The organism is Pseudogemmobacter hezensis (genome assembly GCF_013155295.1).
GTDB lineage: Bacteria > Pseudomonadota > Alphaproteobacteria > Rhodobacterales > Rhodobacteraceae > Pseudogemmobacter > Pseudogemmobacter hezensis.
Map to the genome: position 1 here is coordinate 1 of NZ_JABJXT010000008.1, position 19630 is coordinate 19630.

At 61.4% G+C, this 19630-nt stretch carries 20 protein-coding genes; 9 read left to right on the top strand and 11 right to left on the bottom strand.

Annotation, left to right across the window (positions count from 1 at the left end; all coding sequences use genetic code 11):
• Nucleotides 1-345: 345 nt before the first annotated feature.
• On the bottom strand, nucleotides 346-1230 hold the full coding sequence (gene ypfJ / locus HOY34_RS10305) for a KPN_02809 family neutral zinc metallopeptidase (RefSeq protein WP_172362477.1): 885 nt from the start codon (nucleotides 1228-1230) through the stop codon (nucleotides 346-348).
• 271 nt (nucleotides 1231-1501) lie between these two features.
• Between ypfJ and HOY34_RS10310 the strand changes: the two genes are divergently transcribed.
• Nucleotides 1502-1969: a disulfide bond formation protein B gene (locus HOY34_RS10310; protein ID WP_172362479.1), complete on the top strand. Its 468-nt coding sequence runs from the start codon at nucleotides 1502-1504 to the stop codon at nucleotides 1967-1969.
• Nucleotides 1970-2031: 62 nt separating this feature from the next.
• On the opposite strand, the gene HOY34_RS10315 is transcribed toward HOY34_RS10310, so the two are convergent.
• Nucleotides 2032-3228, bottom strand: coding sequence for a deoxyguanosinetriphosphate triphosphohydrolase (locus HOY34_RS10315; RefSeq protein ID WP_172362887.1), 1197 nt, complete (start codon nucleotides 3226-3228; stop codon nucleotides 2032-2034).
• 78 nt (nucleotides 3229-3306) lie between these two features.
• Between HOY34_RS10315 and HOY34_RS10320 the strand changes: the two genes are divergently transcribed.
• On the top strand, nucleotides 3307-3669 hold the full coding sequence (locus tag HOY34_RS10320) for a HesB/IscA family protein (protein WP_172362481.1): 363 nt from the start codon (nucleotides 3307-3309) through the stop codon (nucleotides 3667-3669).
• Between the two features lie 52 nt (nucleotides 3670-3721).
• Here the strand turns inward: HOY34_RS10320 and HOY34_RS10325 are convergent, their stop codons facing one another.
• Entirely contained in the window at nucleotides 3722-4567 is an 846-nt protein-coding gene (locus HOY34_RS10325) for a hypothetical protein (RefSeq protein ID WP_172362483.1), read from the bottom strand.
• A gap of 120 nt (nucleotides 4568-4687) precedes the next feature.
• Between HOY34_RS10325 and HOY34_RS10330 the strand changes: the two genes are divergently transcribed.
• From HOY34_RS10330 to rarD, 3 genes are all read left to right on the top strand, one after another.
• A complete protein-coding gene (locus HOY34_RS10330; RefSeq protein ID WP_172362485.1) occupies nucleotides 4688-5233 on the top strand; it encodes a pseudouridine synthase in 546 nt (181 codons plus the stop codon).
• Nucleotides 5230-5679: a cupin domain-containing protein gene (locus tag HOY34_RS10335; RefSeq protein ID WP_172362487.1), complete on the top strand. Its 450-nt coding sequence runs from the start codon at nucleotides 5230-5232 to the stop codon at nucleotides 5677-5679. The genes HOY34_RS10330 and HOY34_RS10335 overlap by 4 nt, the downstream gene beginning before the upstream one ends.
• A 187-nt stretch (nucleotides 5680-5866) precedes the next feature.
• On the top strand, nucleotides 5867-6829 hold the full coding sequence (gene rarD / locus HOY34_RS10340) for an EamA family transporter RarD (protein WP_172362489.1): 963 nt from the start codon (nucleotides 5867-5869) through the stop codon (nucleotides 6827-6829).
• A gap of 45 nt (nucleotides 6830-6874) precedes the next feature.
• Here rarD and HOY34_RS10345 read toward each other — a convergent pair whose 3' ends face one another.
• Nucleotides 6875-7858 (bottom strand): DUF808 domain-containing protein, encoded by a 984-nt coding sequence (locus HOY34_RS10345; RefSeq protein WP_172362491.1) that lies wholly within the window; start codon nucleotides 7856-7858, stop codon nucleotides 6875-6877.
• A 313-nt stretch (nucleotides 7859-8171) separates the two neighbouring features.
• On the opposite strand from HOY34_RS10345, the gene gap (HOY34_RS10350) reads away from it, so the two are divergent.
• From gap (HOY34_RS10350) to gap (HOY34_RS10360), 3 genes are all read left to right on the top strand, one after another.
• Nucleotides 8172-9173 carry a type I glyceraldehyde-3-phosphate dehydrogenase gene (gap, locus tag HOY34_RS10350; RefSeq protein ID WP_172362493.1) on the top strand — a complete coding sequence of 334 codons (1002 nt, stop codon included), beginning with the start codon at nucleotides 8172-8174 and terminating at the stop codon, nucleotides 9171-9173.
• 39 nt (nucleotides 9174-9212) lie between these two features.
• Nucleotides 9213-9356: a hypothetical protein gene (locus tag HOY34_RS10355; protein WP_172362495.1), complete on the top strand. Its 144-nt coding sequence runs from the start codon at nucleotides 9213-9215 to the stop codon at nucleotides 9354-9356.
• A gap of 131 nt (nucleotides 9357-9487) precedes the next feature.
• Entirely contained in the window at nucleotides 9488-10489 is a 1002-nt protein-coding gene (gap, locus tag HOY34_RS10360; protein WP_172362497.1) for a type I glyceraldehyde-3-phosphate dehydrogenase, read from the top strand.
• A 92-nt stretch (nucleotides 10490-10581) separates the two neighbouring features.
• On the opposite strand, the gene coaD is transcribed toward gap (HOY34_RS10360), so the two are convergent.
• The 3 genes from coaD to HOY34_RS10375 form a co-directional block, all read right to left on the bottom strand.
• Complete coding sequence (gene coaD / locus HOY34_RS10365) at nucleotides 10582-11076, bottom strand: pantetheine-phosphate adenylyltransferase (RefSeq protein WP_172362499.1); 495 nt, start codon at nucleotides 11074-11076, stop codon at nucleotides 10582-10584.
• 110 nt (nucleotides 11077-11186) lie between these two features.
• Nucleotides 11187-11618, bottom strand: coding sequence for a CBS domain-containing protein (locus HOY34_RS10370; protein WP_172362501.1), 432 nt, complete (start codon nucleotides 11616-11618; stop codon nucleotides 11187-11189).
• Between the two features lie 59 nt (nucleotides 11619-11677).
• Entirely contained in the window at nucleotides 11678-12601 is a 924-nt protein-coding gene (locus tag HOY34_RS10375) for a LysR family transcriptional regulator (RefSeq protein WP_172362503.1), read from the bottom strand.
• 124 nt (nucleotides 12602-12725) lie between these two features.
• On the opposite strand from HOY34_RS10375, the gene HOY34_RS10380 reads away from it, so the two are divergent.
• The gene (locus tag HOY34_RS10380; RefSeq protein ID WP_172362505.1) at nucleotides 12726-14225 is read left to right on the top strand and encodes a CoA-acylating methylmalonate-semialdehyde dehydrogenase; all 1500 of its coding nucleotides are present in this window, start codon (nucleotides 12726-12728) and stop codon (nucleotides 14223-14225) included.
• Between the two features lie 85 nt (nucleotides 14226-14310).
• Here the strand turns inward: HOY34_RS10380 and HOY34_RS10385 are convergent, their stop codons facing one another.
• From HOY34_RS10385 to recA, 4 genes are all read right to left on the bottom strand, one after another.
• Nucleotides 14311-15105 (bottom strand): class II glutamine amidotransferase, encoded by a 795-nt coding sequence (locus HOY34_RS10385; protein ID WP_172362507.1) that lies wholly within the window; start codon nucleotides 15103-15105, stop codon nucleotides 14311-14313.
• Between the two features lie 151 nt (nucleotides 15106-15256).
• Nucleotides 15257-15547, bottom strand: a complete 291-nt coding sequence (locus HOY34_RS10390) for a DUF1330 domain-containing protein (protein WP_172362509.1) — start codon at nucleotides 15545-15547, stop codon at nucleotides 15257-15259.
• Between the two features lies 1 nt (nucleotide 15548).
• The gene (gene alaS / locus HOY34_RS10395) at nucleotides 15549-18206 is read right to left on the bottom strand and encodes an alanine--tRNA ligase (protein WP_172362511.1); all 2658 of its coding nucleotides are present in this window, start codon (nucleotides 18204-18206) and stop codon (nucleotides 15549-15551) included.
• Nucleotides 18207-18377: 171 nt separating this feature from the next.
• Entirely contained in the window at nucleotides 18378-19448 is a 1071-nt protein-coding gene (recA, locus tag HOY34_RS10400; protein WP_172362513.1) for a recombinase RecA, read from the bottom strand.
• Nucleotides 19449-19630: the final 182 nt, after the last annotated feature.

The window sequence follows — 19630 nt, forward strand, 5'->3', positions numbered from 1 at the left end:
CGTCGCAGGTTCTCTTGAACCGATGGCGTTCACCTGCTCCACTCAAGGCATTCGGGGAACGCATCGCATCACGTGATCCGGATCGCCAAACCGCCGAGGTCCAGATCCGCGTAGCACTCATGAACCGCTTCAATGCACTCGGCACTGCCGAGATCGAACGCGTGGCATGAACACTGCGGGGAAAGGGGAGCGTCCGGCCAATCCACGACTTCTGCAACAATGCCGCTCTCGACATGAACCATAGCTGGATCCTGGAGCGCGAGGCAGAGGTCGGCGTTGCGAAGCTTCTGAATGGCGTAGCGGCGCTTGCCGGCGCACAAGCCCCGTCGCCATTCAGGCTGAGTCCTACAGGATCTGATCGGTCAGCTTCAGACAGGTTTGGATCCTGCCGCTGCGCAGCCCGGAATTGAATGCGGACTCCCTTTGCTGCGAGGTGCCATGTGTGAAGGTATGCGGCATCGGGCGGCGACCGGCGTTTCTTTGCAGCGTATCGTCTCCGATCTGGCGGGCCGCGTTCAGCGCCTCGTCAAAATCGCCGCTTTCGACCACGCCCAGCGTCTTTTGCGCCTCATGCGCCCAGACGCCCGAGAGGCAATCCGCCTGCAGCTCTATCAGCACCGAGACCTGGTTTGAATCCGTCTCGCTGAGCTGGCGGCGCAGGGTATTGGCACGCCCAAGAATGCCCAGTTCGTTTTGCACATGGTGGCCGATTTCATGGGCGACCACATAGGCCGCAGCAAAATCGCCACCGGCGCCCAGCTGGCGCTCAAGCGTGGTGAAAAAGGCGGTGTCGAGATAGACCTTGCGATCTGCCGGGCAATAGAATGGCCCCGTCGCCTCTGACGCGCCACCACAGGGCGACTGGGTTCCATTGCTGAACAGAACCAGCGTCGCCGGGCGATAGCTCTGGTTCAGCTGGCTGCGAAACAGATCGGCCCAGACGGTTTCGGTGTCGCCCAGCACGACGGAAACGAACTCTCCGGCGGCCTTTTCCTGAGCGCTCAGTTCCTGGGGAGGATAAGCGCCCTGCCCGCCAGTCTGGCCGCCATCACCAAGCCCGGTCTGGTTCAGAAGCTGGGTCGGATCGACGCCCAGAACCAGCGCAATGACAAAGACCGCAACCAGGCCAAGGCCCCCGACACCGGCGGCCCCGCCCGTGCGCATGCCAGTGCCACGCTGACCGCGGCGATCCTCGACATTGTTGCTGCCGCGGCGGCCTTTCCATTGCATCCTGGTCACTCCAACTGAAATCTTCGCCAAATCTAGCGGGCGCGCCCGTGCTGGGAAAGCCCTGATTGCGGTCTGTCCAACGCTGCTTTCCCCGGTTTTCCCGGCGCGGACAGGCCCCGGCGAATTGCCCTGACGTGGCAAAGTGGCGCTTTCTGGCCCCTGCCCCCGTGTCACGCCAGAGTGATCAGTGCATTGCGATCCCTTTCCCTTTGCGCGGCACAGGCCTATGCATGACGCGAAAACCGCGAAAACAAGGAAAGCGAGGGCGGATATGGGCCTGAAATCTTCTGCCATTACTGTGGCCGGGCTGGGCTCTGCGGCACTGCTGGCCGGGGCCTTTGCGTTTCAGTATATCGGCGGGCTGCACCCGTGCCAGCTGTGTCTGTGGCAGCGCTGGCCCCATGCGGCGGCGGTGGTGATCCTGCTGGCCTGGGCTGTAACGCGCTGGCGGATCTGGCCCTGGCTGGGGGCATTGGCGGCCCTGGCGACAGCCGGGATCGGCTTTTTCCATGCGGGTGTCGAGCAGGGCTGGTGGGAATTTGCCTCGACCTGCACGCAAGGCTCCGTTGCCGGGATATCGGCATCGGATCTGATGAACCCTGGCCTGGCGTCTGCCCCGGTTATCCGCTGCGACGCGATTGCATGGTCGTTTATCGGTCTTTCAATGGCGGCCTGGAATGCGATTGCCTCCCTTGGGCTGGCCTTCCTTTGGCTTTTCGCGGCCAGCCGCCGCGACTGAGAAAGTGTCCGGATCTGGCGGGCTTATGACCCGCCAGCATTGGGGCGAAGGCGGTGACAGCCTCAGATCGTTGCGGTGACGGGGGCGCGGTTGAAAAGCCGCGCATGTTCCTGGATCGCAAAACGGTCGGTCATCCCGGCGACATAATCGGCCACGATCCGCGCCAGAAGCGTCTCATCGCCTGCGGCCCTGATGTCTTCCTGCCATTCGGCGGGCAAAAGCGCCGGGTCGTTCATGAAAAGCGGGAAAAGATCATCCATCACGCCTGTCACCTTCGCCCGCACCTCCATCACGGAAGGGGCGCGATACATGCGCTGGAACAGGAAACTGCGCACCGCTTTCAGCTCCTGGTAAAGCGGTTTCGAGAAGCGGATGATCGTCGTGCCCATATGGCGGATCTCATCCACCGATTGCGGCTGCGCGGCCTCAAGCCGGTTTTGCGCGACATGGATCACGTCTTCGACCATCCGGCCAAAGACCCGGCGCAGCGCCTCATGACGGCGGCGCATGCGGTCGAGGCCCGGGTATAGCTCATCCACTGCGCGGAAAGCCGGGCCTGCAACGGGCAGCTCCATCAGGTCTTCTTCGGTGAAAAGGCCCGAGCGCAGACCGTCATGCAGATCGTGATGCGAATAGGCGACATCATCGGCGATGGCCGCCACCTGAGCCTCGGCGCTGGCATGGGTGGACAGTTCCAGATCCCAGGCGCGGTTCACCTCATCCAGCGCATAGGGCAGATGGTCAGGGTCGTGCTTGTGCTTTTCATCGGCATTGGGGCCGATCACCGGGCCATTGTGTTTGGCGATGCCTTCCAGCGTCTCCCAGGTCAGGTTCAGCCCGTCAAAGCCCGCGTAATGGCGTTCAAGCCTAGTGACGATACGCAGCGCCTGGGCGTTGTGGTCAAAGCCGCCATAGGGCTGCATCAGCCGCGCCAGCGCATCCTCTCCGGTATGGCCGAAAGGCGTATGGCCCAGATCATGGGCAAGCGCGATCGCCTCGGCCAGATCGGTGTTCAGCCCAAGCACGCCCGAGATCGTGCGCGCCACCTGCGCCACCTCGATCGAGTGGGTCAGACGGGTGCGGTAATAATCGCCCTCATGTTCGACAAAGACCTGGGTCTTGTGCTTGAGGCGCCGAAAGGCCGAAGAATGGATGATCCGATCCCGGTCACGCTGAAACGGCGAGCGGAACGTGCTCATTCCTTCGTCATGAAGCCGTCCATGCGAGGCTTCGGGCTGGCAGGCATAGGGGGCGAGCATAAGGTCTGCTTCCGGGCTTGTGGGGCGCATTCGGGCTTCCTATATTCGCAGAACGCGCTGAAAGATACCGGAACAGCCATGGAACTTACGCTTCCCCCCGATGCCGCCCCCTTTGCTGACGCCCTGCCCCGCGTCACCGACCGTGCTTTCGCGCGGCTGGCCGAGATTGCCGAAATCACCGGCGAGGCGCAGCCCCTGCGCATCGGCGTGCTTGGCGGTGGCTGCTCGGGGTTCCAGTATGAGATCGTGCTGGGCCAGGCGGGCCCTGAGGATCTGGTCTTTGAGAAAGACGGCCAGCGGGTGCTGGTCGATCCGGTCTCGCTGCCCTTCCTGCAAAACGCGGTGATCGACTTCACCGAAGAGCTGATCGGGGCGCGCTTCGTGATCGAGAACCCGAATGCATCAAGCAGCTGCGGCTGCGGCACCTCTTTCTCGATCTGAGCGGTTTGGCTGATTTTCCTGGCTGGCTGCGCCAAGGGATTGCCTGATCGGGTCAGGGTTCTTTGCAGCTTTCGGTCTCATAGATTCCCTCGACAAGGTTGCGGGTGAAACTGTCGTCCAGCCAGGCCAGCGCCCGCATCCGCAGGGATAAAGCCGGAAACTCATAGCTTTGCTCAACCTGGCAGCCGATTGCCCGGTCTGTGAGACTGGTCGTAAGCCTGCCCTCGGGGTTCAGCAGCTTTTGCGCGATTTCCGGGCTGGCCCGCCAGCGGATAATCACCTGATCCGGCCGGTCCAGGCTTTCGATCTCAGCCTCCATACGGGCGTGGATATTTGCGGCAGAGAGATAGCTGAAACTCCTCCCCGGCTCGATCCATTTAAACTCTCCGATCCTGCGACTCAGGGCCCCCACATTGCAATCAGGAGTGGGCGCCAGCCACGGCCAGAGCCTGTCTCGCTCAAGGCGGCTGTTCGCACGCGCAAGCACGGTAACCTGAGGCCCCGCCCCTCTGCCGCGGCCAGGTGTGATGGCAATCCACAACAAAGTGCCATACAGAATTGACCACAGAATGGCCTTAAAAAGAAGCGAGTCGGGCAAGAGCCAGTAATTGTCCAGGACCGCTACAGGCAACAGCCCCACAGTCATGACGCTGAGAACATCAGGTATCCAGCGGATTGCGGGCACCACCGCCGCAAGGCAGCTGGCAAGGAGTCCAATCCCCATGGCGAGGCCAGCGCTTCGAAGCAGAATCCCGGGCATGACCTCATCCGGGGCCAACTTGCCGTCGGGCCTGAGCAGCGAAAGCCACAGGGCGGCGGCAATGACCACAACGCTGACGAATACAAAAGACCGGCGGCGGTTCAGCCAGAGCCGCAGCCCGAAGATCTTCCATGTCATCGCGCACCTTTGACGTAACCAAACCAGCCGATTGCCAAGACTGGCATGCCTGCGCGACAAACTGAACCCTTTGGCCAAATGGGCGCTTTTCGCCACCCGCGCCGCATGCAAGATAACACCATGTCCCGCATTATCCTTCTGAACAAACCCTATGACATGCTCTGCCAGTTCACCGATCTGAAGAGCCCCAGCCCACGCCCGACGCTGTCTGCGGTGCTTGATCAGCCTGGCGTCTATCCTGCCGGGCGGCTGGACCGCGACTCTGAGGGGCTGGTGGTGCTGACCGATGATGGGCGGCTGCAGGCGCGGATCTCGGATCCAAAGCACAAGACCGAAAAGACCTATTACGCCCAGGTCGAGGGCAGCCCCGATCAGGCGGCACTTTCGGCGCTGGAAAAGGGCGTCATCCTTAACGACGGCCCTACCCTGCCCGCCCGTGCGCGCATAATTCAGGCACCCGACTGGCTTTGGCCGCGTGACCCGCCGATCCGGGTCAGAAAATCCGTGCCTGATGCCTGGATTGAGCTTACCATACGTGAAGGGCGCAATCGTCAGGTCCGCCGGATGACGGCGGCGGTTGGCCTGCCCACGCTGCGCCTGATCCGCTGGCGCGTCGGTGACTGGACCCTGGCCGGTATTTCTCCGGGGCGTTGGAGGGAAATATGAGCCTGGCGGGGATTGGCGCAGATGCGGCCGCAAATGTCGCCACGAAGCTGATCGCACAGCTGGGCCTGCAGCCCCATCCCGAGGGCGGCTGGTATCGTGAAACCTGGCGCGGCCCGGCACGTGAGGGGCGCTCGGTCGGATCTGCGATCCTGTTTTTGCTGCGCGCGGGCGAGCGCAGCCACTGGCACCGCGTCGATGCAGATGAGATCTGGCATTGGCATGCGGGGGCGCCGCTGCAGATCCTGATGGGCGAGCGAAGGGCCGCAACGCAAATCCTGGGCCCCGATGTGCTTGCCGGCCAGCAGTGTCAGCTGATCGTGCCAGCAGGCTGGTGGCAAAGCGCCGAGACCAGCGGCGCCTGGTCGCTGATGTCCTGCACCGTCAGCCCCGGCTTTCGCTTTGAGGGTTATGAGCTGGCCCCGGTTGGCTGGGCCCTGCCCGTCTGAAAGCCGCCCATCAGGGGTATGCCCGCGAAAATGCGGCCCCAGTTAAGGCTGCCCCAGAAATCCGCACTGGCCATTCGCATCGGCCGGCCGCCCGGCCAGGCAGAGCAGCGCCCGAAATCCGGGTTGAACTTGTATCCGTCACAAGATCAGATCTCGCCGGGATGCGCTATGCACGATAGGGGAAGCTATGGAACCGCGTCAAACACCCCAGCCCGTGTTGCAACCTGTGTCGCAGCCCCTGTCTCAGCCCGGCCAAAGCCCTGACAGCGGCGACAGCCTTTCGGGCTTTCTCTACGCCCTCGGTGCCTATGTGCTTTGGGGTTTCCTGCCGCTTTACATGAAGCAACTCGACCAGGTCTCTCCGGTTGAGGTGGTGGCGCATCGGGTGATCTGGGCGCTGCCTGTGGCCTTTCTGGTGCTGGCGCTGACGGGGCGGATCTCAGGGCTGAAGGCGGCCTTGCGCAACCCGGCCATGCTGGGAATGGCAATGGTGACGGCGGGGCTTTTGTCGCTGAACTGGGGCCTATACGTCTGGGCAATCGCCTCAGGCCGGGCGCTGGATGCGGCGCTGGGCTATTACATCAACCCGCTTTTCTCGGTTCTGCTGGGGCGTATCCTGCTGGGCGAACGGCTCAGCTCCGTGCAATGGCTGGCCATTGCCTCGGCCGCAATCGGCGTGGTGATCCTGACGGTTGAGGCCGGGCGTCTGCCCTTCCTTGCCCTGGGGATGACGCTGACCTGGGGCATCTATGCCTATTTCAAAAAGAGCCTGCCCATCGGCCCCAATCAGGGCTTTGCGCTTGAGGTGCTGGTGCTCCTGATCCCGGCCCTGGTGGTCATCACCTGGTTCGGCATAAGCGGCCGGATGGTCTTCCTGCATGGCCCGGGCTGGCAAAGCCTGATGCTGGTGCTGCTGGGGCTGGTCACCGCCGGGCCGCTGATCCTTTACGCCAATGGCGCCAAGCGGCTGCGGCTGACCACGATTGCAATGATGCAATATATAGCGCCGACCATGATCTTCCTGATCGCGGTTTTCGTATTCAACGAGGCATTCAGCATGATCAAGCTGGTGGCTTTTGGCTTTATCTGGCTGGCTCTGGTTATCTACACCGCCTCGATGCTCAGGCGCGGCAGGAAAGCCCTCGCCTGAGAATCCCACGCCTGAGCCGCTGTGTTTTTCACACCATGGGCGGGCTTAATGCGCCGCATGGGCCTTGCCGCTCAGCTTTGACCACAGCGGCAGGATCACTTTGGCTACGACCGGGATCAGCAAGGCCCCCAGCAGCACCCCGATCACCCCATCCAGCGCGGCGGTGACCAGCCATTCGACCAGGCCCGCCACCTGCGGCACCATAGCTGCGGCTTTCGCGGCCAGATCGCGGATCACCTCATAGGGCAAGGCCCACAGATGGGTGACCTCCAGCCCATGCACGACGATATTGCCGCCGACCCAGGCCATAGCCGCCGTGCCCACCACCGAAAGCACGCGCAGCAGCACTGGCATGCCGCGCAACAGCCCACGCCCAAGCGCACGCACAGGCGCAAGCCGCCCGCCAGAGGCAAGGTGCAGCCCGACATCATCCATTTTGACGATCATCGCCACCGCCCCATAGACCGCGATGGTGATCAGCGTGCCAACCACAGCCAGCACCACCGCCTTCATCCACAGCTCGGGGGTGTCGATCGTCGAAAGCGCAATCGTCATGATCTCAGCCGAGAGGATGAAGTCCGTCTTGATCGCGCCTGCGATCTTTTCCTCTTCCAGCGCCAGCGCGTCACCTTGCGAAGCCCCCTCATCCGCCGCAGACGAATGGGCCGGCGCATGGGCGAAAAAGGCGTGATACAGCTTTTCCGCCGCTTCAAAGCACAGATAGGCCCCGCCCAGCATCAGCAAGGGCGTGATGACAACCGGCAAAAACGCATCAAGCGCCAGCAGCAAAGGCAAAAGGATCAAAAGCTTGTTGCGCAAAGAGCCCCGGGTGATGCGCCATATGATCGGCAGCTCGCGGGCGGGCTGAAACCCGGTCACATATTTCGGCGTCACGGCGGCATCATCAATCACCACCCCCGCCGCCTTGCTGCCAGCCTTCAGCGTCGCCGCCGCGACATCATCGACCGACGCCGCCGCAACCTTGGCAATCGCCGCCACATCATCCAACAGCGCCAGAAGTCCGCTCATGTCACACCTGTAAATCTCTGCAGCACCCTGTGTCGGGGAATCACCGTGCCACAGCAAGGGGGAGCGTGGAAAAGATGCTCCCCTTCCCTGGTATCCGCCGCCTGCCCGCCCCTTCGGGCCGATCTGCGGGCAGGCGGGCTGGCGCAAAACGGGCGGATCGCCGCCACTGTTACCGCAAGCGCTAGCGCAAACATCTCTGGTTTGCGCTAACATGATGAAATTGCGTCGTTTTTATGCTTTGAATATGGGGGCGGCACGGCTAGGGACAATCAAACCCAGGGCCAGCATGCCCCCTCAACCGGAGATGCAGCAGATGACAATCACCGTCGGTATCAACGGATTTGGCCGGATTGGCCGCTGCACCCTTGCCCATATCGCCGAATCGAACCGCAATGATGTGCAGGTGGTTGCCATCAATGCGACCGGCCCGATTGAGACCAATGCGCATCTTCTGAAATACGACTCGGTCCATGGCCGCTTTCCGGGCACGGTAAAGGTTGAGGGCGGCGCGCTGGATCTGGGCCGCGGCCCGATCCGGGTGATGTCGACCTACAACCCCGAAGAGCTGGACTGGGAGGGCGTCGATGTCGTCCTGGAATGCACCGGCAACTTCAATGAGCGCAGCAAGGCCGCCGTTCATCTGGGGCGTGGTGCCAAGCGTGTTCTGGTCTCTGCCCCGGCGAAGAATGCCGATCTGACGGTGGTTTACGGGGTCAATCACCGCTCGCTTCTGCCCGAGCATCTGGTGGTCTCGAACGGGTCCTGCACCACGAATTGCCTGGCGCCGCTGGCCAAGGTTCTTAATGACACGATCGGGATCGAATCCGGGATCATGACCACGATCCACTCTTACACCGGGGATCAGCCGACGCTCGATCGCCGCCATTCAGACCTTTACCGGGCGCGTTCGGCCGCAATGGCGATGATCCCGACTTCGACCGGGGCTGCGAAAGCGCTCGGCGAGGTGCTGCCGGAACTGAAGGGCAAGCTGGATGGATCCGCCATCCGCGTGCCGACGCCGAATGTCTCGGCGGTCGATCTGACCTTTATCGCCGCGAAATCCGTCACCGCCGAAGAGGTAAACCAGATCGTGCGCGAGGCCGCGCAGGGCTATATGGGCATGGTCATGGCCTATGATCCGGAACCCAAGGTTTCAATCGATTTTAATCATACTCCGCAATCATCGATCTTCGCACCGGATCAGACGCGGGTGGTTGGCCGTTCCGTTCGCGTTCTGGCATGGTATGACAATGAATGGGGTTTCTCCTGCCGGATGGTCGATGTGGCGGCGGCAATGGGGCGCCTTGCTGGCTAAGACCCGGGCTAAGGTCCCGGAATGACCCGGGAGACCTGAGTGACAGATCGCGTTGCCCTCTATCTTGCGCTTGTTCTGGCGGCGGCCATCGGTGCCGATCTGCTGCTGAACCAGGGAGAGTACCTGCTCTTCATGGCAAGGAAATTTGTCTATCTTGTGGATTGGGTGCAATTCTGGCGCTGATTGCGCCAGGATTGCATTGCATTTTTCTGCGTTTCGGTGTTGTTAGCGCTAGCAGGCCGATGCAGGGGCATCAAAGCCGCAGCGCTGCACATGGGTAGCGCAAAGACACCGCAGCACCGGAGGAACAGGTCATGGCTGTCAAGGTTGCAATCAATGGATTTGGCCGCATCGGACGCAATATCCTGCGTGCGATCATCGAATCGGGGCGCACCGATATCGAGGTTGTGGCGCTGAATGATCTGGGTCCGGTTGAGACCAATGCGCATCTGTTGCGTTTCGACTCGGTCCATGGTCGTTTCCCGGCCGAAGTGACGACCGGGCCTGACTGGATTGATGTTGGCCGTGGCCCGATCCGCGTGACCGCGCTGCGCAACCCCGCCGAGCTGCCCTGGTCGGATGTCGATGTCGTTCTGGAATGCACCGGCATCTTCACCTCGAAAGAGAAATGCCTCGCGCATCTCGAAAATGGCTCAAAGCGTGTGCTGATTTCGGCCCCGGGTGATGGCGCCGACAAGACCATCGTCTTTGGTGTGAACGACAAGACCCTGACCAAAGACGATCTGGTGGTCTCGAATGCCAGCTGCACCACGAATTGCCTCTCGCCGGTGGCGAAGGTGATCAATGATGCGATCGGCATCGAAAAAGGCATGATGACCACGATCCACAGCTATACCGGCGATCAGCCGACGCTGGATACGATGCATAAGGATCTCTACCGCGCCCGTGCGGCGGCCCTGTCGATGATCCCGACCTCAACCGGTGCTGCGAAAGCCGTGGGCCTCGTGCTGCCGGAACTGAAAGGCAAGCTTGATGGCTTCGCAATTCGCGTGCCGACCCCGAATGTCTCGGTCGTTGATCTGAAGTTCATCGCAAAGCGCGAGACCTCGGTCGAAGAGATCAACAATGCGATCATTGCGGCCGCAGATGGCCCGCTGAAAGGCATTCTGGGCTATACGAAGTTCAAGAATGTGTCGTCGGATTTCAACCATGACCCGCATTCGTCGATCTTCCACATCGATCAGACCAAAGTCATGGACGGGACCATGGTTTCGGTTCTCAGCTGGTATGACAATGAGTGGGGCTTCTCGAACCGCATGGCAGACACTGCTGTGGCGATGGGGCGGCTGATCTGAACCAGCAAACCAGGGGCACGGATTTTTCGAAAAATCCGTGCCGATTTCCTCCAGGAAATCGGGGCGCGAGCGGATGCTTTGCGCCCCTGGTTTTATGTTCTGTATTTTTGTTCCAATGCCACAGCGACAGCAGGCGGCACGAAGCGACTGACATCGCCATCAAGGCGCGCGATCTCTTTGACAAGCCGTGAGGCGATTGCCTGGCGCCGCGCATCGGCCATCAGAAATACAGTCTCTACAGTATCGTCCAAAGCACGATTCATGCCGACCATCTGAAATTCATACTCAAAATCGGCAACCGCCCGCAGGCCACGGACGATAACACTGGCGCCAACATCACGGGCGCAGTTGATCAGCAGGTTTTCAAAGGGATGCACGACAATCTCGCCGCCACATTCTGCGGTAATCGCGGCGCATTCAGGCTCCAGCAGCGCAACGCGCTCTTCCAGACTGAACAATGGCCCCTTGTCACGATTGATCGCAACACCAATCACCAGCCGGTCCACCAGCGCCAATGCGCGGCGGATAATGTCGGTATGGCCGAGCGTAACAGGATCGAATGTTCCCGGATAAAGACCGATGCGCATGGCTAAACCCCTTTTGATCCCGCTATCGCTGGCGCAAGCAACAGTATCGCCCGCTTCTGCGCAAGATCAAATCGCCGAAGTCATGCCCCGGTGACAGGGCATGACTGGCCTCAATAGCCCATGATCATCCCTTCGAGCGCGTCTTTCTCGGCATGCAGTTCCTGCAGCCTTGCCTTGACCACGTCACCGATGGTGATGATGGCCAGCACTTTGCCGCCCTCGATCACCGGCATGTGGCGAAAGCGCCCATCGGTCATCTGCTGCAGCACCGCGGTATTGGTGTCGCCGCTGGTGCATGAAACCAGCTTTGCCGTCATCAGCTCGCTCACCCGGTTTGACAGGCAGCTGGGCCCCGTGCGCCCCAACTCGCGCACGATGTCACGCTCTGACAGGATACCCTGCGCGGTTTTCCCGTCGCTTGAGACGATCAGTGCCCCGATCCGCTTTTCAGACAAAAGAGCGGCGGCCTCGGCAATCGTCGCCTCCGGCGCGATGCTGATAACGCCCTCGGGCTTTGATTTCAGGATCTGGCTGACAAGCATGGGCGTCTCCTCACTTCCCCTGGTTGTCAGAAGAAGCGTCCGCCAGCGCATCTCATCTGTCAAGCCTTCTGCGTGTCGTGATGGCCAGAGCCGCCCATTTCCAGCCGGGCCATCTCGGCCCTTGTCTCGCGGATCAGGAGTTGCGCAAAGCGGTTCAGTCGCTGCACGCGCCCGTCATCGGCATGCCGGATCAGCCAGAAAGACCGCGTCAGCCCCACCTCTTCAGGCAGGATCTGCCGCAATTCGGGCGCGGCTGGCAGCGCGAAATCATGAACGATGCCGACCCCTGCCCCCTGGCGCAGAAAATTCAGCTGGACTGAGACCGAATTCGAGGAAATCGCCACCTGGGGGGCGCCAAGCTCGGCCAGGTAGTCCAGCTCTTTGTCAAAGATCAGATCCGGGATATAGCCCACGAATTGCAAGCCTTTCAGCTCGGCCCGTGAAAGCGGTATGTGATTGGCGGCAAGCCAGGCGTCAGAGGCTGCCAGCACCAGGCGGTAATCGGTCAGCTTTTGCACTGTCAGCCGCCCGGCCTCGGGGCGTGAGACGCCGATCGCCATATCCGCCTCACGTTTTGACAGGTTGAACACCCGTGGCAAGGCGACGATCTGCACCTCAAGCCCTGGATTTTCAGCGCAAATCCGCGAGATAACCGAGGGCAGAAGATAGTTCGCACAACCATCGGGCGCCCCCAGCCTGATCAGCCCGGTCAGCGCCTCGCCGCCGCCCGGGCTTGCCAGGGCCTCGGCTGCGGCCAGCATCGCCGCCTCGGCACGTTCGGCGGCAGGCAGCAGCCGCTCGCCTGCCGGGGTCAGCTGATAGCCCTGGGGGCTGCGGGCAAAAAGACGCTGGCCGAGCGCCTCTTCAAAACGAGAAATCCGTCGCCCAACGGTTGCCGCATCTATCCTGAGCCGCTTCCCGGCCCCCGACAGGCTTTCATATCGCGCAACTTCAAGGAAAATGCGCAGATCATCCCAGTCCATCCTGCCCCCGTGTTAAGGCTGAGTCTTGCAAAATTGCAAAATACATTTGGGATAATGGTGCTTTGATCAGCAAATGTGCAATGGTAGTTTTCTGCCAAAGCAATCGCAAATCGGAGGAACAGCCATGGCTGAGATTGGTCACTGGATCGACGGGAAACTGGTTAAGGGCACCTCGGGCCGCTTTACCGATGTGTTCAACCCCGCAACCGGCGAAGTGCAGGCCCGTCTTGCGCTGGCCACCCCGGCCGAGCTGGACGCCGCGATCCAGTCTGCCGCGAAAGCGCAGCTGAAATGGCAGGCCGTCAACCCGCAGCGCCGCGCCCGCGTGATGATGGCCTTCGCCGCGCTGATCAACCGCGACATGGAAAAGCTGGCCGAGATGGTCTCGCGCGAGCATGGCAAGACCATTCCCGATGCCAAAGGCGATGTGCAGCGCGGGCTGGAAGTGGTTGAGGTCTGCATGGGCGCGCCTGCGCTGATGAAGGGCGAGTTCACCGATTCCGCAGGCCCCGGCATTGATATTTACTCGATGCGGCAGGCACTTGGCGTTGTGGCTGGCATCACGCCCTTCAACTTCCCGGCGATGATTCCGCTGTGGAAGCTGGCACCGGCGATCGTGTCCGGCAATGCGATGATCTTGAAACCGTCCGAGCGCTGCCCCTCGACCTCGCTTTACCTCGCGGAACTGCTGAAAGAAGCGGGGCTGCCCGATGGCGTGCTGCAGGTGGTCAATGGTGACAAGGAAATCGTCGATGCGATCCTTGATCATGAGGTGATCCAGGCGGTTGGCTTTGTCGGCTCGACCCCGATTGCGCAATATATCTATGGCCGCGCCGCAACCAACGGCAAGCGCGCGCAATGCTTCGGCGGCGCGAAGAACCATATGATCATCATGCCCGACGCCGATCTCGACAAGGCGGCGGATGCGCTGATCGGCGCCGGTTTTGGTGCTGCGGGCGAGCGTTGCATGGCGATCTCGGTCGCGGTTCCGGTTGGTCAGAAAACCGCCGATGCGCTTATCGAAAAGCTGGTGCCGCGCATCGAAAAGCTGAAAGTCGGCCCCTATACCGCAGGTGACGATGTCGATTTCGGGCCGGTGATCACCGCCGCTTCGGCGCAGCGGATCCGTGGGCTGATCGATTCGGGTGTGGAACAGGGGGCGAAACTGGTGGTCGATGGCCGCGGCTTCAAGCTGCAGGGCTATGAGAATGGCTTCTTCGTCGGCCCGACCCTGTTCGACAATGTCAGCCCCGAGATGGAGATCTACAGGCAAGAGATCTTTGGCCCGGTTCTGACCCAGGTGCGCGCGGAAAGCTATGAAGAGGCGCTGAACCTGGTGATCGACAATGAATACGGCAATGGCACCGCGATCTTCACCGCCGATGGCGATACCGCCCGCGACTTCGCCAGCCGGGTGAATGTCGGCATGGTTGGCATCAACTTCCCGATCCCGGTGCCGCTGAGCTATTTCACCTTTGGCGGCTGGAAAAAGTCGGCCTTTGGCGATCTGAACCAATATGGTCCCGATGCGCTGCGTTTCTACACCAAGACGAAAACGGTGACGGCGCGCTGGTTCTCGGGCATCAAAGAAGGCGCCTCGCTGAATTTCAAGGCGATGGACTGATCCAGTCGCGGCGGGCGTTATGCTCGTCGCCCATATGAGACCAGGGGCACCCTTTCGGGGGTGCCTTTCTCATGCGACGCAGCGCTTATGCGGCCTCAGCCAGGCGGCAGGGCATGAAAGGCTGCACTTCGACGCGATTGGCGATGAAGGTGCAGAAACTGGCGGGGGGAACCTCGATCCAGCCGCCCTCTTCCGCCTCTAGTGGTTCCGAGACGACCGCCATCCCCTTGCGGCTTTCCGACCAGCGATACCAGAGCGAGGGCGCAAATTCGTCGCTGGAATAGCGGATCGCATAAAGCGATTTGCCATCCGACAGCGCCGCCGCCAGCCGCAGATAGGGGGCCGCCCCCTTGCGCCGGGCCAGGGCGATGAACCTGGCGCAGGCGCGTTCCAGCGCGGCGCGGGGATCGGCCTCCAGCCCCTCAGACAGCGCCACAAGGAACAGCGCCTCACTGTCGGTCGCCCCTTTGCGCTGCGGATAAAGCGCCTCTGGGATCATCATCTCGGCATCGCGGCGAAAGGCGTCATAGCCGCCGATCTGGCCGTTGTGCATGAAGCTCCACCGTCCGGCGGTGAAAGGATGGCAGTTGTTGCGGCTGGTCGCCGTCCCTGTCGAGGCGCGGACATGGGCCATAAACAGCCCCGATTTGACCTGGGCGGTCAGGCTTTTCAGGTTCGGATCCGACCAGGCAGGCATCACATCGCGGTAAAGGCCGGGCGTCTCACGCTCGCCATACCAGGCGATGCCAAAACCATCGGCATTGATGGCGGTATGGCATTGGGTGGCGCAATGGCTTTGATGGATCAGCGAGTGACCGGGGCGTGAAACGATGTCTTCGAGGAAAATCGGCTCACCGCTATAGGCCGCCCAACGACACATGATCTGCCCTTCCCGCTAAAAACTGCCGGGCCTGCCTGATTCACCGCAAAGCCCGAACCCTATGGCCAGAATACAGAACGGGCCGGGCGATGACAGCCCCGGCCCGCTCAATAAGCACAGATCTGATGAATCCTGCCTTAAAAAGCAGCGATTATTCTGCCGCCTCGACCACCACGAGATCACGGACCGCCGCGCCCCGGGCATGATCCAGAGCCGCCTGATAGGCCTCCGAGTGATAGCAGGCCACCGCCGTTTCAAGATCGGGGAAGCGGGCCAGCACATTTCGGGCACGGTCCCGGCCCTCAAGCTGCACATAGCGCCCGCCCCGTGCAAGGAATACGCCGCCATGCGCGGCAATCGCCGCGGTCGCGCCTTTGGCATAAAGCGCGTAAGCGGCCTCATCCGTCACTTCGACATGGGCGATCCAGAAGGCGACCGGCATCTCAGCCGCCGATCACGGCTTCGGCCGCTTTGATCGCTGCATCGGCCCCGGCAATGTCATTGCCCCCGGCCTGCGCCATATCCGGGCGGCCACCGCCGCCTTTACCGCCCAGGGCCGCCGCTGCCGCCTTGACCAGATCTACCGCCGACAGACGATCCCGCAGATCCTGGGTCACACCGGCTGCCACCGCAGGTTTCGCGCCGGTATCGGCAATCAGCAGCACCGCCCCCGAGCCAAGCCGGGTCTTCATCTCATCGATCAGCGCCGGAAGATCCTTGCCAGAGACCCCCTTCATCACCTGAGCAATCAGCTTTACGCCGTTGATTTCACGCGCTTCCGGGCCAGCGGCACCGCCGCCGCCCATCGCCAGCTCGCGCCGCAGGTTTGCCACATCGCCTGCCAGCTGACGGCGCTCTTCGGCAAGGGCACGAACGCGTTCGACCACTTCGGAAACCGGGGCTTTCAGCACGGCTGCCAGCTCTGACAGACGCGCATCCTGGGCCCGCAGATGGGCCAGAGCCGCCGCGCCCGTCAGCGCCTCGATCCGGCGAACACCTGCCGAAGAGGCGCTGTCGCCCAGCAAAACAAAGGCCCCGATGTCGCCGGTGCGGGCCACATGGGTGCCGCCGCAAAGCTCCAGGCTATAGGTCTGGCCATCGGCACCCTTGCCCGAGCCAGGCAGACGCCCCATCGAGACCACGCGGACCTCATCGCCATATTTCTCACCAAACAGCGCCTGGGCACCGATGGCACGGGCATCGTCAGGCGTCATGATCCGCGTCTCGACCGAGGTGTTCTGGCGGATATAGTCATTCACCTCGGCCTCAACCTGGGCCAGCTCGGCCGCAGTCAGCCCCTGGCCATGCGAAAAGTCAAAGCGCAGACGGTCCGGCGCATTCAGCGAGCCCTTTTGCGCCACGTGATCGCCAAGCGCCTCGCGCAGGGCCTCATGCAGCAGGTGGGTCGCCGAGTGGTTGGCGCGGATCGCCGAGCGGCGGCTGTGATCAACCTCAAGCCGCGCGGGCTGGCCCTTGGCGATACCGCCCTCAATAACCTTGCCGATATGGATAAAGATCCCGGCGGCCTTTTTGGTGTCGCTGATCTCGACCACCCCGGTATCGGTGCGGATCAACCCGCTGTCACCAACCTGGCCACCGCTTTCAGCGTAGAAAGGCGTCTGGTTGACGACGATCTGAACAGCCTCTCCGGTCTGGGCGGCACCGATCTCAGCGCCCTCGCGCACCAGGGCCTGAATGACGCCTTCAGCGGTCTCTGTCTCATAGCCCAGAAACTCGGATACGCCTTTGGATTCAGCCAGTTCGAACCAGATCTTCGCGTCTTTTGCCTCGCCCGTGCCCGACCAGGCGGCGCGGGCTTTCTGGCGCTGTTCATCCATCGCGGCGTCAAAACCGGCGACATCGACATTGCGGCCCATTTCGCGCAGCGCGTCCTGGGTCAGATCAAGCGGGAAACCGTAGGTGTCATAAAGCTTGAAGGCCGCGCCGCCGGGCAGATCGGCCCCTTCGGGGATCTTCGCCAGTTCCTCGTCCAGCAGCTTCAGACCGCGATCGAGCGTCTGGCCGAATTTGGTCTCTTCCAGCTTCAGCGTTTCCTCGATCAGGCTTTGGGCCCGGGTCAGCTCGGGGTAAGCGGCGCCCATCTGGCGCACGAGGGCTGGCACCAGACGGTGCATCACCGGATCCTTGGCACCCAGCATGTGGGCATGACGCGCGGCCCGGCGCAGGATGCGGCGCAGCACATAGCCGCGCCCCTCATTCGAGGGCATCACACCATCGGCGATCAGGAAAGAGGTCGAGCGCAGGTGATCGGCGATCACGCGGTGATGCACCTTGCCGGTGCCATCGGGATCGGTCGAGGTGACATTGGCCGAGGCCTCGATCAGCGAGCGCATCAGATCAGTGTCGTAATTGTCGTGCTTGCCCTGCAAAAGCGCGCCGATCCGCTCCAGCCCCATGCCGGTGTCGATCGACTGCATCTCAAGGGGGCGCATCGTGCCATCCTCGAACTGCTCATTTTGCATGAAGACGTTGTTCCAGATCTCGATGAAACGGTCGCCATCCTCATCGGCCGAGCCGGGCGGGCCACCCCAGATCGAGGGGCCATGATCGTAGAAAATCTCGGTGCAGGGGCCGCAGGGTCCGGTCGGCCCCATACGCCAGAAATTGTCATCCGAGGCGATGCGGATGATGCGATCATCCGTCAGCCCCGAGACCTTTTTCCAGATCGAGGCGGCCTCATCATCGGTATGGTAAACCGTGACCAGCAGCTTGTCTTTGGCAAGGCCGAAGTCTTTGGTCAGCAGTTCCCAGGCGAAGGCGATGGCCTGATCCTTGAAATAATCGCCGAAAGAGAAATTCCCCAGCATTTCAAAGAAGGTGTGGTGGCGCGCAGTATAGCCGACATTGTCGAGATCGTTGTGCTTGCCGCCCGCCCGCACACATTTCTGCGCGGTGGTGGCGCGCTTGTAATCGCGATGCTCGGTGCCGGTGAACAGGTTCTTGAACTGCACCATGCCCGAATTGGTGAACATCAGCGTCGGGTCATTCCTGGGCACCAGCGGCGAGCTTTCAACAACGCGGTGCCCGTTCTTCTTAAAGAAGTCGAGATAGGTGGTGCGGATGTCGTTAAGCGACGCCATGGCCGGGCCTCTTTTATGGAGGAAAACAGGGTTCAGGCCTCCGTGTAACGGTGCGGCCTGCCCCTGTCCAGGGGGAACCGCAGCCGAAAATGCGCCCAGGGCATCCACAATGCAAAAAGGCCGGGGCTGTTGCCACCGGCCTTGTTTTTATGATCAAATTCCCGGTGGGGATCAGCTGTCATCCTCAACCACACCATCCTCGGACGACATGTGGAAATCCAGGCCATTTGCGGCGCGGATCTTTTCCTCAATCGACAGCGCGGTGGCGGGATTGTTGCGCAGGAAGGTTTTCGCGTTTTCACGCCCCTGCCCGATCCGTTCATCCCCGTAAGAATACCAGGCGCCCGACTTTTCAACCACGCCGGCTTTGACGCCGATATCGACCAACTCGCCCATTTTCGAGATGCCTTCGCCATACATGATGTCGAATTCAACCTGTTTGAAGGGCGGCGCCACCTTGTTCTTAACCACTTTGACACGGGTCGTATTGCCGACCACCTCTTCGCGGTCTTTAATCGCACCGATGCGGCGGATGTCGAGGCGCACCGAGGCATAGAATTTCAGCGCATTGCCACCGGTGGTGGTTTCAGGCGAGCCGAACATCACACCGATCTTCATGCGGATCTGGTTGATGAAGATCACCATACAGTTCGATTTGCCGATTGAGGCGGTCAGCTTGCGCATTGCCTGGCTCATCAGGCGGGCCTGGGCGCCGACGGTCGCATCGCCCATATCGCCCTCAAGCTCAGCCTTTGGGGTCAGGGCCGCAACCGAATCGACAACGATCATCGAAACCGCGCCCGAACGCACCAGTGTATCGACGATTTCCAGCGCCTGCTCGCCGGTGTCGGGCTGCGAGATCAGCAGTTCATCAAGGTTAACGCCCAGCTTCTTGGCATAGGTCGGATCCAGCGCATGTTCGGCATCGACAAAGGCGCAGACGCCGCCCTTTTTCTGCTCTTCCGCGACTGCGTGCAGGGTCAGCGTGGTCTTGCCCGAGCTTTCCGGCCCGTAAATCTCAATGATCCGCCCCTTGGGCAGGCCGCCAATCCCAAGCGCGATATCCAGCCCCAGCGAGCCGGTCGAGGTCGCTTCGATCTCCATCGCCGGGCTGTCAGCGCCCAGCTTCATGATCGAACCCTTGCCGAACTGGCGTTCAATCTGCTGCAGAGCGCTTTCCAGCGCCTTTTGCTTATCCATGTCTTTCTTGCTCCCGAAATCCAGCAGACTGGCTGTTGCCATGATGTTTTTCCCTTATTTCACAGCCGCATCCAGGCGGCAATCCCGAGGCATGTTTTTGATTTGTTCCTGTCGCTTATCGGAACAAAACAGGAAAGTAGCAAGGGTTTTCTTCAATTCATTCTGAAATCAGATTGCTTAACGACTGGTTTACAACGCTTGTGAAAAAAAGCCCGGCATTAGGG

Coding starts and splice junctions, on each gene's coding strand:
- HOY34_RS10345 (WP_172362491.1), bottom strand. CDS start 7,858: ATGAGCGGACTTCTGGCGCTGTTGGATGATGTGGCGGCGATTGCCAAG.
- HOY34_RS10370 (WP_172362501.1), bottom strand. CDS start 11,618: ATGCTTGTCAGCCAGATCCTGAAATCAAAGCCCGAGGGCGTTATCAGC.
- alaS (WP_172362511.1), bottom strand. CDS start 18,206: ATGGCGTCGCTTAACGACATCCGCACCACCTATCTCGACTTCTTTAAG.
- gap (WP_172362497.1), top strand. CDS start 9,488: ATGGCTGTCAAGGTTGCAATCAATGGATTTGGCCGCATCGGACGCAAT.
- recA (WP_172362513.1), bottom strand. CDS start 19,448: ATGGCAACAGCCAGTCTGCTGGATTTCGGGAGCAAGAAAGACATGGAT.
- rarD (WP_172362489.1), top strand. CDS start 5,867: ATGGAACCGCGTCAAACACCCCAGCCCGTGTTGCAACCTGTGTCGCAG.
- gap (WP_172362493.1), top strand. CDS start 8,172: ATGACAATCACCGTCGGTATCAACGGATTTGGCCGGATTGGCCGCTGC.
- ypfJ (WP_172362477.1), bottom strand. CDS start 1,230: ATGCAATGGAAAGGCCGCCGCGGCAGCAACAATGTCGAGGATCGCCGC.
- HOY34_RS10380 (WP_172362505.1), top strand. CDS start 12,726: ATGGCTGAGATTGGTCACTGGATCGACGGGAAACTGGTTAAGGGCACC.
- HOY34_RS10320 (WP_172362481.1), top strand. CDS start 3,307: ATGGAACTTACGCTTCCCCCCGATGCCGCCCCCTTTGCTGACGCCCTG.
- HOY34_RS10330 (WP_172362485.1), top strand. CDS start 4,688: ATGTCCCGCATTATCCTTCTGAACAAACCCTATGACATGCTCTGCCAG.
- HOY34_RS10325 (WP_172362483.1), bottom strand. CDS start 4,567: ATGACATGGAAGATCTTCGGGCTGCGGCTCTGGCTGAACCGCCGCCGG.
- HOY34_RS10390 (WP_172362509.1), bottom strand. CDS start 15,547: ATGCCGGTCGCCTTCTGGATCGCCCATGTCGAAGTGACGGATGAGGCC.
- HOY34_RS10315 (WP_172362887.1), bottom strand. CDS start 3,228: ATGCTCGCCCCCTATGCCTGCCAGCCCGAAGCCTCGCATGGACGGCTT.
- HOY34_RS10335 (WP_172362487.1), top strand. CDS start 5,230: ATGAGCCTGGCGGGGATTGGCGCAGATGCGGCCGCAAATGTCGCCACG.
- coaD (WP_172362499.1), bottom strand. CDS start 11,076: ATGCGCATCGGTCTTTATCCGGGAACATTCGATCCTGTTACGCTCGGC.
- HOY34_RS10385 (WP_172362507.1), bottom strand. CDS start 15,105: ATGTGTCGTTGGGCGGCCTATAGCGGTGAGCCGATTTTCCTCGAAGAC.
- HOY34_RS10310 (WP_172362479.1), top strand. CDS start 1,502: ATGGGCCTGAAATCTTCTGCCATTACTGTGGCCGGGCTGGGCTCTGCG.
- HOY34_RS10375 (WP_172362503.1), bottom strand. CDS start 12,601: ATGGACTGGGATGATCTGCGCATTTTCCTTGAAGTTGCGCGATATGAA.